Origin of the sequence: Massilia sp. CCM 8734 (genome assembly GCF_011682155.1) — a bacterium.
In the GTDB taxonomy this organism is placed as follows: Bacteria; Pseudomonadota; Gammaproteobacteria; order Burkholderiales; family Burkholderiaceae_D; genus Telluria_A; species Telluria_A rubra.
The window spans coordinates 258781-270073 of the sequence record NZ_WHJI01000001.1 but is presented as its reverse complement, the minus strand read 5'-3'; the positions used below and the strand labels follow the sequence as shown (position 1 = coordinate 270073).

General features: G+C 65.0%; 13 protein-coding genes and 1 pseudogene. 1 reads left to right on the top strand and 13 read right to left on the bottom strand.

What is annotated here, in order from left to right; genetic code table 11:
* Positions 1-105: 105 nt before the first annotated feature.
* From F2P46_RS01215 to F2P46_RS01160, 12 genes are all read right to left on the bottom strand, one after another.
* Positions 106-534 carry a DsrE family protein gene (locus F2P46_RS01215; RefSeq protein ID WP_166884474.1) on the bottom strand — a complete coding sequence of 143 codons (429 nt, stop codon included), beginning with the start codon at positions 532-534 and terminating at the stop codon, positions 106-108.
* Between the two features lie 20 nt (positions 535-554).
* A complete protein-coding gene (locus tag F2P46_RS01210; protein ID WP_166884472.1) occupies positions 555-1550 on the bottom strand; it encodes an MBL fold metallo-hydrolase in 996 nt (331 codons plus the stop codon).
* Positions 1551-1571: 21 nt separating this feature from the next.
* A complete protein-coding gene (locus tag F2P46_RS01205) occupies positions 1572-2096 on the bottom strand; it encodes a thioredoxin fold domain-containing protein (protein ID WP_229508925.1) in 525 nt (174 codons plus the stop codon).
* The gene (gene soxB, locus F2P46_RS01200) at positions 2093-3805 is read right to left on the bottom strand and encodes a thiosulfohydrolase SoxB (protein ID WP_208296476.1); all 1713 of its coding nucleotides are present in this window, start codon (positions 3803-3805) and stop codon (positions 2093-2095) included. The genes F2P46_RS01205 and soxB overlap by 4 nt, the downstream gene beginning before the upstream one ends.
* Positions 3806-3824: 19 nt before the next feature.
* Complete coding sequence (gene soxX / locus F2P46_RS01195) at positions 3825-4448, bottom strand: sulfur oxidation c-type cytochrome SoxX (RefSeq protein WP_166884468.1); 624 nt, start codon at positions 4446-4448, stop codon at positions 3825-3827.
* A gap of 10 nt (positions 4449-4458) precedes the next feature.
* Complete coding sequence (gene soxA / locus F2P46_RS01190) at positions 4459-5265, bottom strand: sulfur oxidation c-type cytochrome SoxA (protein ID WP_166884466.1); 807 nt, start codon at positions 5263-5265, stop codon at positions 4459-4461.
* A 45-nt stretch (positions 5266-5310) separates the two neighbouring features.
* Entirely contained in the window at positions 5311-5622 is a 312-nt protein-coding gene (soxZ, locus tag F2P46_RS01185; RefSeq protein WP_166884464.1) for a thiosulfate oxidation carrier complex protein SoxZ, read from the bottom strand.
* A gap of 43 nt (positions 5623-5665) precedes the next feature.
* A complete protein-coding gene (gene soxY / locus F2P46_RS01180) occupies positions 5666-6127 on the bottom strand; it encodes a thiosulfate oxidation carrier protein SoxY (protein ID WP_166884462.1) in 462 nt (153 codons plus the stop codon).
* 210 nt (positions 6128-6337) lie between these two features.
* Positions 6338-7393 carry a c-type cytochrome gene (locus tag F2P46_RS01175; RefSeq protein ID WP_166884460.1) on the bottom strand — a complete coding sequence of 352 codons (1056 nt, stop codon included), beginning with the start codon at positions 7391-7393 and terminating at the stop codon, positions 6338-6340.
* The gene (gene soxC / locus F2P46_RS01170) at positions 7377-8729 is read right to left on the bottom strand and encodes a sulfite dehydrogenase (RefSeq protein ID WP_166884458.1); all 1353 of its coding nucleotides are present in this window, start codon (positions 8727-8729) and stop codon (positions 7377-7379) included. The genes F2P46_RS01175 and soxC overlap by 17 nt, the downstream gene beginning before the upstream one ends.
* Before the next feature lie 130 nt (positions 8730-8859).
* Positions 8860-9228, bottom strand: coding sequence for a metalloregulator ArsR/SmtB family transcription factor (locus F2P46_RS01165; protein WP_229508923.1), 369 nt, complete (start codon positions 9226-9228; stop codon positions 8860-8862).
* 97 nt (positions 9229-9325) lie between these two features.
* Complete coding sequence (locus F2P46_RS01160) at positions 9326-10198, bottom strand: LysR family transcriptional regulator (protein WP_166884702.1); 873 nt, start codon at positions 10196-10198, stop codon at positions 9326-9328.
* 129 nt (positions 10199-10327) lie between these two features.
* On the opposite strand from F2P46_RS01160, the gene F2P46_RS38170 reads away from it, so the two are divergent.
* Positions 10328-10456, top strand: a complete 129-nt coding sequence (locus F2P46_RS38170; RefSeq protein WP_267875817.1) for a hypothetical protein — start codon at positions 10328-10330, stop codon at positions 10454-10456.
* A gap of 9 nt (positions 10457-10465) precedes the next feature.
* Here F2P46_RS38170 and F2P46_RS01155 read toward each other — a convergent pair.
* Positions 10466-11252: pseudogene (locus F2P46_RS01155) on the bottom strand (IS5 family transposase); the annotation flags it as partial.
* Positions 11253-11293 lie beyond the last annotated feature (41 nt).

The window sequence follows — 11293 nt, the reverse complement described above, 5'->3', positions numbered from 1 at the left end:
TGATTTACACAAACGAGGCTATGGCGCAACACGACTTAAAGCAATGGCAACAGGCGCGACCAAGCCTGAGCCGGCGCGCCGCATCCATGCATCCGGCAGCCCGGATCAGGGCCTGATGTAGGCGTGTTCTTCCTGCGTTTGCAAGCGCGCCACTTCGGCCACGCCGGATGGCACGATGGTCGCTTCAGGCAACACGCGCTTGCGGTCGATCTTGCGCGCTTCCAGAGTGTTGTTGCAGACCCGGAACTTGACGTTGCGGTTCGACAGTTCCTGCACCACCGCGTCGTAGGGGTTGCCGTTCTTGTCCTTGGCGTCTTCCAGCAGAAAGTCGATGCCGGGGCCGTGCGTGACGACCACGATCTTCGCTTTCGGGCTGGCGTTGAGGTGATTGCGCACATTGCCGAGCGCGCCCATGGCGTTGGCGCTGTCGGTGACGTGATAAACCACTTTTTCTTCGCGCGCGATGGCGCTGGCCGGCGCGGCGGCGACGGCGGCAACCACCATCACGGCGGCCATGGTGCGGAACAATTGCATGCTAACTCCTGTCAAAACGGTCAAGGGGACGGCGCGACCGGCAGTCGCTTCTGCTGCAGGCTTTCCCGTTCCATCAGCAGGTAGGTGCCGTAGGCGTTAAGGCGGTTGGCCTGGGCAAACGCGGGGTACTTGTCGAACGCGCTCCAGTCGATCTTACCGTATGCCTCGTCGAACGAGGTCAGTTCGGCTACCGCGTCGCCCATCACGCGGCGCAAAAACGTCAGGTAGTCGCGCGTGAGCGCCATATCCCTGGCCGGTGTGCGCGACAGTTCGCCGTGGCCCGGAATGGCGGCCTGCGGCGCGAGCGCGACCATGCGATCGAGTGCGGCGAGCCAGACGCGGCTGTCGGCCTCGCCCACGAAGGGAATGCGGCCGCCGAAAAACAGGTCGCCCGCGAACAGCACCTGGTCGTTGTCGACGGCCAGCATGATGTCGTCCGGCGCGTGGGCGCCGCTCATGTCGATGATCTTGAAGCGCACGCCACCCATCTCGAAGGCGATGCTTTTACCGTCGGCAAAACTGAGCCAGCGGTCGGCGCCGGTCAGGCGCGTGGCGTCGTTCACCCAGGGCGCCAGCGCCTCCTTGCGCTGCGCCAGCCGGGTGGCCGCCAGGTCGGAAGCGAGATACTCCCTGCCCCGCTCGTGCGCCCAGATCTGCGCGCCGCGCGCCTTGAAGGCTTGCAAGCCATAGAAATGGTCGGCGTGGAAATGGCTGACGATCACGCGCCGCACCGGCTGGGCCGTCACCTTGCGGATCGCCTTGAGCATCGCTTCGCCGAGCGCCGGCGTGCCGAGCGCGTCGAACACCACGACGCCATCGCGCGTGACCACGAAGCCCGCGTTCGACATGAAACCCTGGTTGGCTGCCTCTGCCATGCCGGAATGGCCCTGGAAGTAGTACACGTGCGGCGACACCTTGACCGGTGTGAGCGCCTGGGCTCGCGCAGGCGTGACGGCATGCGCTGCCGGGGCGGCCAGCGCCAGCAGGCAGGCGGCAATCGAGATAGCGAATTTCATGGCAGTCCTTTCAGAAGGTGACTATAGGCCGGCGATCTTGCGCTGCGCCTGCGCCAACGCCTGGTCGAGGTAAGCGCCGTACATGCCGGCCACGTCGCCCCCGACCAGCGCCGGGGCCAGCAACGCGCCGTCGGCGCCCAGCAACAGCACGGTCGGCGCCATGCGCACCTGGTAGCGGGCGGCCAGCGCTGCGCCACTGCTCGCTTCCTGGTTCGGTCCGGTGAAGGGCTTTGTTGCGGTCAGGCCGACCTCGCGCACTACCGGGCGCGCTTGCGCCGCGCCCTCGCGCGTGAGCGGCAGCAGGTAATTGCGGCGCACCACGTCGCAATAGCCGCAGCCGGGCAGCGAAAACAGCACCAACAATGGCTGGCCGCGCTGCGCCGCCAGCGCCGCGTCGGCCGACAGGTCGCGTGGCGACCCCAGCGCTGGTGCGCCGGCGGCCAGGGTATCGGTTCCGAGCAGGGCCAGCACCGCCAGCAAGGCCGCCTGACGACGCAGCCAGCCGGCCAGCGCGACAATGCGGATCACGGCGCCCCGCCCGCTCATGCGATGATGCCCGGATTGCCCCGCATGCCGATCAGGCGCGGCGTGTTGAGCTTGCGCGGGGTGACGGTTTTTTGCTGGCGCAACCACTGCGCCACCACGTCCCACACCGGCTCGCCCGTGGCGCCCTCGGCCACCGGGGCCCAGCCGGCCACCTTGTAGGCCTTGCCGGCGTCGAGCGGCTTGCCGTGCAGGCGCATGTCGCTGATGCGCGCGCCCATCGCCGCGTTCGGGTCGATGGCGTAGCTCATGCCGCCCACCCGCACCATGTCGCCGCCCTGCTGGTAATACGGGTCGGGATTGAACAGATTGTCGGCCACGTCTTCCAGGATGGTCTTGATGGTGCTGCCGGTCATCTCGCTCAGGGTGCTGTACGAGTAGGTTGTGGCGGTCTGGTCCATCAGGTGTTCCATCAGGATCGGGCTGTCGGGAAGCAAGGATGTGCCCCAGCGAAATCCCGGCGAGAAGGCGATGTCGGCGCCCTTGACCTCCATCAGCGCGTCGATGATCAACTGGTCGAAGGTGCCGTTGAAATTGCCGCGCCGGTACAAGGTGCCCTGGGTGATCGCCAGCTTTTCGTTGAGCCTGGCCTCGTAGGGGGCGCGCGTCTTCTTGATCAGCGCGGCCATGTCCTTGTCGGCCGGCAGGAAGTTGGAAAACACCGGCAGCAGGCGGTACTGGAAGTTGCGTACCTGGCCGCCGCGCACGTCGAAGTCGAGCACGCCGAGGAACTTGCCGTTGCTGCCGGCATTGGTCACCAGCGTCTTGCCGCCGCCATTGGCCACGATCACCGGTTGCGGCACGCCGTCGTGCGTGTGGCCGCCCAGGATGGCGTCGATGCCGCGCACGCGCGAGGCCATTTTCAGGTCCACGTCCATGCCGTTGTGCGACAGCACCACCACGACGTTGGCGCCCTTGGCGCGAGCCTCGTCCACCATCTTCTGCATGTTTTCTTCCTGGATGCCGAAGCTCCAGTCGGGCGTCAGGTAGCGTGGATTGGCGATCGGCGTGTACGGAAACGCCTGGCCGATAATGGCCACCGGCACGCCGTTCATTTCCTTGATCACGTAGGGGGCGAATACCGGATCGCCAAAATCGGTGGTGCTAACATTCTGCGCCACGAAATCGACCTTGCCCTTGAAATCCTTGCCGACGATTTCTTGCACGCGCTTGTCGCCCAGGGTCATTTCCCAGTGCGCGGTCATCACGTCCACGCCCAGCAGCAGGCCCGCGTCGACCATGTCCTGGCCCTTTGTCCACAGGGCCGTGCCCGAACCTTGCCAGGTGTCGCCGCCGTCGAGCAGCAGTGCGCCGGGGCGGCCCGCGCGCATTTGCTTGACCAGGGTGGCCAGGTGCGCAAACCCGCCCACCTTGCCATAGGTGCGCGCGGCCTGCTCGAAATGGAGCGCGGTAAACGCATGCGCCTGCGGCGTGTTCGGTTTGATGTTGACCTGCTTGAGCAGCGCTTCGCCCACCAGGTGCGGCATCTTGCCGGCGGCCTGGCCAATGCCGAGATTGACGCTCGGCTCGCGAAAATGCACCGGGTTCAGTTGCGCGTGGCAATCGGTGAAGTGCAGGAAATGCACATTGCCGAAGCGCGCCAGGTCGTACAGCGCACCCGGCGATGGCGCACCCAGCGCCGCTTTCGAGCCCAGCAGCATGCCGCCGGCGGCGGCGATGCCCATAAGTTGCGCAAATTCGCGCCGGTTCATTCCCATGGTGCCTCCTTGCTTACTCGTTGACGGGCGATGCGGGGTCGAGCAGTAGCGCCATCACATCCTTGAGCTGGGCTTCGGTCAGCACGCCGTTGTGGCCGAAGCGCGGCATGTTGGAACAGGCGCTGTAGGCTTGCGCGTTGTACAGCTTGTTCCAGGTGTACTTCAGGATCGCGTCGCTGTTGCCGCGCAGCTTGCCGTACTGGTACAGGGATGGTCCGATATTGCCGAACGAGATCTCTTTCTTGCTGATCTGGTGGCAGGCGTAGCAATTGCCGCCGTTGACCGCGCCGATCGCGTCCGACGACTGCATGCCGCGCCCGTTCTGGGCGATCTTTTCGCCTTCCTTCCAGGCGCCGAGATACTTGCCGTCGGCCGGCTGCTTCACCGCGGCCAGCTGCGCCGCCTCGATGTGGGCCGCCACCTCGGGCGGACGGGCGCTCGGGTACTGGCTGCACAGTTGCTGGGACTCGTCCTGGGCCGCGACCCGTTCCACCGTGGCCGGCCCGGCCGACTTGAAGTCTTGCCGGATCAGGGCGAGCGCGGCCTGGCGGTAATCGGTATCGGCCGCCACCGTGGCGCAGCCGGCGATGGTGGCGGCGCCGCAGGTCGCCAGGAAGATGCGTGCGATTGATGTCATGTGCTTTCCCCTATCGTTTCAAGGCCGGGCCGGCGTACACGCCGCCGTTCGCGTTTTTTGCCAGGAACATCGTCAGCGCCGTCAGCGCGTCGGAGGCGTACAGCGGCTCCGGGAAGCGCTGCTGGCGGAAGCAGTCGGTCAGGCGGTGCTGCATGGTGCGCACTTCCCCCTGCGAAACCCGATACGCCGGCCAGGTCGTGTACGCGGCCTGGGCATTGATGGGATTGAGGATGTTCGGCAATTCCTGCAAGCGGATGCGCTGCCCGTCCACCGAGTGGCAGGTGGCGCAGGCGAAGTCGTGCGAGCCGCCCCGGTAGAAGAACAACTGCTTGCCGGTGTCGAAGGCGCGCTGCTCCATCGGGTGCGCGGTCGAGACCGCCATCTTCATGCCGCGCGACTCGGCGGTGATGTAGGACACCAGCGCTTCGATGTCGGATTTCTTGCCAGCCGCGCCAAACGGCGTCTTGACCGCCTCGGCCGGGGTCAAGCCCTGCAGGGTGACGCGGCAGTGGACCAGGCGCTGTTCCAGGTCCATCACCTTGTTAACGTCCTTGAAGTAGCGCGGCAGTTCGGTGTACGCGCCTTTGAGCACGCCCGCGCCTTTGCCGAAGTCGCATTTCTCCAGCGACACCTTGTTCGGGCCGGTCTTGGTCTTCCACAGTTCTTCGCCGCGCATTTCCCACAGCTCGGCGGGATTGCCGTCGGCCAGCATCTGGCGGTATTTCGCAATCTCGTCGGTGCTGGACGTCTGCGCGAACGCCGCGCCGAACGCGGCCAGCAGTCCTGAAGCGAGCACAACTTTACGCCGGTGGATCATGGTCGTCTCCTTGTTGTTTTGTGCGTGAGGAACTCAGGGGTCCCCTCAGGTGATCGTGCCTTCATCGGTGCGGGTGTCGCCGGCCGTGTCGACCCAGGTCACGCTGACCTTGTCGCCCTTGGCCGCGCCCTTGAACTTGAACGACAGGAAGGGATCTTTCGAAACCGAAGGGCCGAAGCTGGCGTCGAACACGACCTTGTCGCCGACCTTGGCCACCAGGGTCTTGATGAAATGGGCGGGGACCACTTTGCCGGCCGCATCCTTGCGTTGCCCGGTTTCCATGTCGTGCCGCATGAGGATTTTTACTTCAACCAGCTCGCCGGTGGCGCTGGCGCGGATGCGCATTGGATCAGCCATGATGGTTTCCTTTGTCGATGTGGGGAGAAGCGTGGGCGGCGGATCAGCCGCCGCAGCCGCCGAGCGTGACTTTGATTTCCTTGGACGCGACCAGCCATTTGCCGTCGGCGCGCACCAGCGCGTGCACGTTCGAGGTGCCGCCCATCTTCACGCGCGTGGTGACGGCTGGTTCGGTGCCGGGCGGGATGTTGAAGCTGGCCGACAGGGTGTTCGGGTTCTTCTCGACCAGGATCGCCATGAAATCGGTGTTGGGCGCCTTGCTGGCGACCGAGACCGGCACCACGGCGCCGTTTTCGGCGATATCCGGGCCGGTGATCGCGATGTCGGGGCTGACGACGAATTTATCGCCGCCGAGCTCCTTGAGCACCGCCTCCAGGCTTTTTGCGTCGAACACTTTCTGGCTCCATTCGGCCGCGAACACATCGGACGGTTTGAGCAGCCCGGCGGCGAAGGCCGCGCCCAGCACCGAGGTAATGCGCATGAGGTTGCGTCGACTCTGATTCATCATCTTCTCCAGTTAATAAAAGGTAGTGCGTCGCACGCCACCCCACCGTCGTCACCGCGCAGGCGGGGAACCAAGCTGGTAGCGCAGCGGCAGCGCGTCAAACTTGGGCCCCCGCCTGCGCGGGGGCGACGATATCGCGCCGGTGGCGTGGAACAGGATTACGCTTTGAAACAAGACTACCCGATCCGGGTAGTCGCCGGCCACATCCGTTCATTTGGGTGTCGCCAGAATCCAAGCAACCATCGTGGCAATATCGGCATCGTTGAGATGACCCTGCGCCGGCATCGGCACCACGCCCCAGGCGCCGGCGCTACCCTGCTTGATCTTGCCGGCCAGGGTGGTCGCGGCGTTGCTGTCGCCCTGGTATTTCTCTTGCACCGCCTTGAAACTCGGCCCGACGACCTTGGTGGCGACGGCGTGGCAGGCCAGGCACGCGTTTTGCTGGAGCAGCGCCAGCGCCGCCTGGCCGGGTGCGCCCGCCGCCGCTGCCGGCGGCGCCGTCGCCGTGCCTGGCAGGCGGGCCGTCGGCGCGGGCTGTGTTGTATCGACGCCACGGGTGGCGCCGAAGCCGCGTGTCTGCTGAGCCAGGTTGCCGTGCGCATTGCGCGCCGCTTCCGGCAAGGACGAGCGCACGCTGCCCTCGACCGGGCAGTTCTTCATGCATGCCACGCTCTTGACGTCGGGCTTGCCTTTGACATCCCACAAGCCGTGGCTGGTGACCATGCCATGACGGTTCGGCATGCGCTGCTGGGCCTGCGCCATGGTCTGGTCTGACAGCACGAAGTCGTCCGCCACCACCTCGCCCATGTTGAGCATGTAGGCGGTGACCGCATACACCTCGTCGGTGGTGAGCGATTTGGGCGCGGTCCAGGGCATGGCGCGGTTGATGTAGTCCCACAAGGTGGACACGGTCGCCACTTTCATCAGGGTGGTCTTTTGCGGCTGGCGGCCATTGGTGAGCGAGGCCACCCGGCCTTTTGCGGCATCCTCGGCCGTGGTGCCGCCGATCAGCGGCGTGAACACCTCGTTCGACTCGCCAAAGGTGCCGTGGCAGGACGCGCACTTGCCTTCCCAGACCGCCTGCCCGGCCAGCACGCTGCCCGAGCCCTTGGGCAAGCCGGCAAAATCCGGCCGCACGTCGATATCCCAGGCGGCCACTTCCTGTGGGGTGGCGCTGCGCCCCGGCTTGCTGGCCGGGGCGGCGCCGGCGCTGGAGAACAGCGCCGCCATGGCCAGCGCGAGCGCCGCTTCAGTCAACCTGGACATTGGACACCTCCCCCGATTGCGCAAGCTGCCACGACTGGATTGCATTGTTGTGATAAATGGAGCGGGTGCCACGCACCGCGCGCAGTTCATTGATTTTCGGCTGCACGTAGCCGGTCTCGTCGATGGCGCGCGATTGCAGCACGGCCGGCGCGCCGTTCCAGTCCCAATCGATATTGAAACGGCTCAGGCATTTCGACAGCAGCGGCGTTTCCAGGCGCGCCGTGCGCCAGTTGCGCCCGCCATCGACCGAGACGTCGACCCGCTTGATCTTGCCGCGCCCGGACCAGGCCAGCCCGGTGATGTTGTAATACCCGGTATCGAGCAGGCGCTGGCCGGCCGAGGGCGTGGTGATCACCGACTTGCATTCCTGGATCGAGGTGTACTGGCGGAAGGTGCCGTCCGGCAGCGCATCGATGTAGTGCAGGGACTCGTCCTTGGTGGCGTAGGGCTGGTCACCCACTTCGATGCGGCGCAGCCATTTGACCCAGGACACGCCCTGCACGCCGGGCACCACCAGGCGCAAGGGGTAGCCGTGTTCCGGGCGCAACATCTCGCCATTCATGGCCCAGGCCACGATGACGTCGTCCAGCGCGCGTTCGAGCGAGATGGTGCGCGTCATCGACGAGCCGTCGGCGCCTTCGGCCAACACCACTTTGGCGCGCCGCTTGTCGAGGCCGCAGTCTTCCAGCAGCACCGAGAGCGGCACGCCGGTGAACTCGCTGCAACTGAGCATGCCGTGCGAATACTGGACCGAGGGCACCGCCACATTGCCCCATTCCATCGCCGTATTCGCGCCGCACTCGATGAAGTGCATGCGCGACACCGACGGCATGCGCATCAGGTCGTCCATGGTGTAGACCTTGGGATTATTCACCAGGCCATTGATCATGAAACGGTGTTTGGTGGGATCGATATCGTGCCAGCCCTGATGGTGGCGCTCGAAGTGCAGTCCGGACGGGGTGATGATGCCGAACAGCCCCTGCAAGGGCGTGAACGAGACCGAGGCCGCGCCGACCCGGGTCAGCCCGGGCGACTCGCGCCGCTGCAGATTGGCCTCGTACTGCGAGGGCTGGCCGTACGGATTGGTGACGACCGGTTTGCCCAGGGTGCGCGAATGCGCGGGCAGGATCAGGATGTTGGGGTCGCCCGCGCCGCCGTCCTGCGCCAGCGCCGTTCCCGCGCCCATGGCGGCGCCAGCGGCCAGGAAGCTGCGCCGCAGGAAGCCGCGGCGCGCGCTGTCGATGCCGGCGCGGTTGATGTCCTCGACCAGCGCGCTGTCGAGAAAATGCTCGGGGGCTGCTTGCACGCGGCCGGGTTTGCGTATCGGAGTCGTCATTGCCACTACCTCTCGCTTGCTTGTTGAAGGTCGCCGCACGCGGCTACCATTACCACTTACTTATATGGCCATATGCGCATATAACCAATCAGGCATATTGTGCTGTTGACATGAATCGTATTCACCTTGCTCAGCCGTCCGCTCCCATGAATCCCTGGATCGCGCCCTGCCCCATGCGGCGGCTGTTCTTGACCTTTTCCGCCATCTGGCTGCACACCGTGCGGCACAGGGCGATCGTGTTCTGGTCTTCGATGCGGTAATACACCTGCGCGCCCTCCTTGCGGCGCCCCAGGATGCGGGCGCGGTACAGCATGTTGAGCTGGCGCGACACATTCGCCTGGGTGGCGGCGATATCGCCGACAATCGCGCCCACGGTGCGCTCGCCATTGCACAGCGCATGCAGGATCTTGAGCCGGGTCGGTTCGGACAGCAACGCAAAATAGTTCGATACTTCTTCGAACACTTCGCTCATCTGTTCACTGTCGAGGTCTGGATCCATGCTTTGTTTCAGGTTTAAAGAAATGCCGATATACGCATGTAACCAAATGCGCAGGGATTGCACAAGCGATTTCGATGTTGCACTGCGGAAAACAACACTAGTCCAGCATCTGCCGCGCCAGCAACTGTGCGTGCGGGGTCAGTGCGGCAAAATCGCGTGCGCAGAGGTACAGCTGGCGGGTGGCCCAGGCTTCCGCGAGCGGCACAATGGCGAGGTCGCGGCGCAGTGTCCGGGCCAGCACCTCGGACAGGATCGACACGCCGACGCCCGCCTCGACCTGCATCGCGATATGCTCGGGGTTGCGCAACGCAATCCGGTAGTCGAGCTGGCGGCCCAGGCGCGCCGCGCGTTCGGCCAGATGGATGGTGAGCGCCGTATCGGCCATGCCCACGATGGGCTCGCCCAGGATATCGGCAAAGGCCACCTGCGTTTGCCCGGCGATCCGATGCGAACGGCTGGCAATGACGACCAGCTGGTCGCTGGCGATCAGGTGCGTCTGCAGGGGGCCGAAATCGGTCACGTCCGAAAGGATGCCCAGGTCCGCGCGCCGGTCCACCAGCGCCTGCACGCTTTCCAGGCTGGGACGCTCTTCCAGGTCGATCGACAGGTCGGGATGCGCGGCCAGGAACTGGCACAGCCGGGGCGGCAGGAATGCCGCCATCGCCGCCGTGTTCGACAGCAGCCGGATGCGGCCTTTCAGGCCCGTTGCGTACGTGCGCAGTTCGCCGCGCATTTGTTCGACCTGATCGACGATCGAGCGTCCATGCCGGACCAAGGCTTCGCCTGCGGCGGTGGCACGCACCCCGCGTCGATTGCGTTCGAGCAAAGGCGCACCGAGCGCCGCCTCCATCCCGGCAATCCGTTCGCTCACCGACGCCAAAGCCAGGTGCATGGCGCGCGCACCCTGGGTCAGGCTGCCGCATTCGACGACGCTCAGGAACACGCGGATATCGGTCAGGTCGAAGCGCATGGTTTGTCTCGTGCTTTCGGAATTGCCGAAGTGTAGCACCGGAATTGCCAGATTGCGCGATTGGAGCCGGCCGACTACGATGGCATGCATGAGCCGCACATTGCCGGGCCTCTCATTACGGAGAACATCATGCTCGACGCTTTGTTGGAAACGATTGGAACGCTGGCCGTGCTGGCCAGCATCGCAGCAAAATTCCTGTATGCCCGCGCCGATACCGGGGCCGCCCCGGAATCGTCGGCCATGAACAGCGAAGATTAAGAGCGCCTGACAAAATCTCTCGACGTACTTCCAACAGATGAGTGGGCAGGCAAGCGAAAGGAGCGCCTGATGGATGTCTGCTCGTCGCTCGTGTCGGATGCGCAGTCTGCGAAAACGGTGTAGCCACCCTAGGGTACGTTCAACGACCCAACGCCATCGGCCGAGCCTTTCACGCGACTCCACGCCATATCGCGCGATGCGTGCTGCGATGCCTCGTCGGCGCAGCCAGGCCCGATGTGCTCGTGAAACGTACGCTCGATCGGCGTGCAGCCTATCTGGACGTTTGCGCGCACGGCCGCAAAGCCCCTTGACTGCTGGGATGACTTCTACGAGTGGAATAAGGAAACGCGAGTCGCGCATCTGGGTGCCCGAGATCTTGGCCACGAGCGGCAACCCACGTTGATCCAGCAGATGGTGTTTGCAACCGAGCTTGCCACGATCGGTCGGGTTTCGGCCCCTATGCTCGCCACCGGCAGGGACCGGCACACTGGCAGCGTCAACGCTAGCTCGATCCCACATGATCTGGTCGTGCTCGCGCAGCCGTCGCAGGACCGCCTCGTGGATGCGCTGCCAAACGCCGGCTTGCATCCATTGGTGAAGCCGACGCCAACAAGTCATGCCACTGCCGCAGCCGAGTTCGCGCGGCAGGTATCCCAGTCTTGAGCACCAACAGGATCCCGGTTAGGGTCGCGCGATCATTGATACGTGGCCGTCCGCCTTTCGGCGATCTGCGAAGGGCCGGGGGATAAGCGGCTACAAACGACCAAAGGTCTTGGGAAAGAAGTGCTTGGGCCATGGCATGAGTCCGTCTGGGAACATCGCCGCCACCTTAGCTGC

What these genes read in the sequence shown, in the direction of transcription:
- F2P46_RS01215 (WP_166884474.1), bottom strand. Translation starts at nt 534, where the DNA reads ATGCAATTGTTCCGCACCATGGCCGCCGTGATGGTGGTTGCCGCCGTC.
- F2P46_RS01210 (WP_166884472.1), bottom strand. Translation starts at nt 1,550, where the DNA reads ATGAAATTCGCTATCTCGATTGCCGCCTGCCTGCTGGCGCTGGCCGCC.
- F2P46_RS01205 (WP_229508925.1), bottom strand. Translation starts at nt 2,096, where the DNA reads ATGAGCGGGCGGGGCGCCGTGATCCGCATTGTCGCGCTGGCCGGCTGG.
- soxB (WP_208296476.1), bottom strand. Translation starts at nt 3,805, where the DNA reads ATGAACCGGCGCGAATTTGCGCAACTTATGGGCATCGCCGCCGCCGGC.
- soxX (WP_166884468.1), bottom strand. Translation starts at nt 4,448, where the DNA reads ATGACATCAATCGCACGCATCTTCCTGGCGACCTGCGGCGCCGCCACC.
- soxA (WP_166884466.1), bottom strand. Translation starts at nt 5,265, where the DNA reads ATGATCCACCGGCGTAAAGTTGTGCTCGCTTCAGGACTGCTGGCCGCG.
- soxZ (WP_166884464.1), bottom strand. Translation starts at nt 5,622, where the DNA reads ATGGCTGATCCAATGCGCATCCGCGCCAGCGCCACCGGCGAGCTGGTT.
- soxY (WP_166884462.1), bottom strand. Translation starts at nt 6,127, where the DNA reads ATGAATCAGAGTCGACGCAACCTCATGCGCATTACCTCGGTGCTGGGC.
- F2P46_RS01175 (WP_166884460.1), bottom strand. Translation starts at nt 7,393, where the DNA reads ATGTCCAGGTTGACTGAAGCGGCGCTCGCGCTGGCCATGGCGGCGCTG.
- soxC (WP_166884458.1), bottom strand. Translation starts at nt 8,729, where the DNA reads ATGACGACTCCGATACGCAAACCCGGCCGCGTGCAAGCAGCCCCCGAG.
- F2P46_RS01165 (WP_229508923.1), bottom strand. Translation starts at nt 9,228, where the DNA reads ATGGATCCAGACCTCGACAGTGAACAGATGAGCGAAGTGTTCGAAGAA.
- F2P46_RS01160 (WP_166884702.1), bottom strand. Translation starts at nt 10,198, where the DNA reads ATGCGCTTCGACCTGACCGATATCCGCGTGTTCCTGAGCGTCGTCGAA.
- F2P46_RS38170 (WP_267875817.1), top strand. Translation starts at nt 10,328, where the DNA reads ATGCTCGACGCTTTGTTGGAAACGATTGGAACGCTGGCCGTGCTGGCC.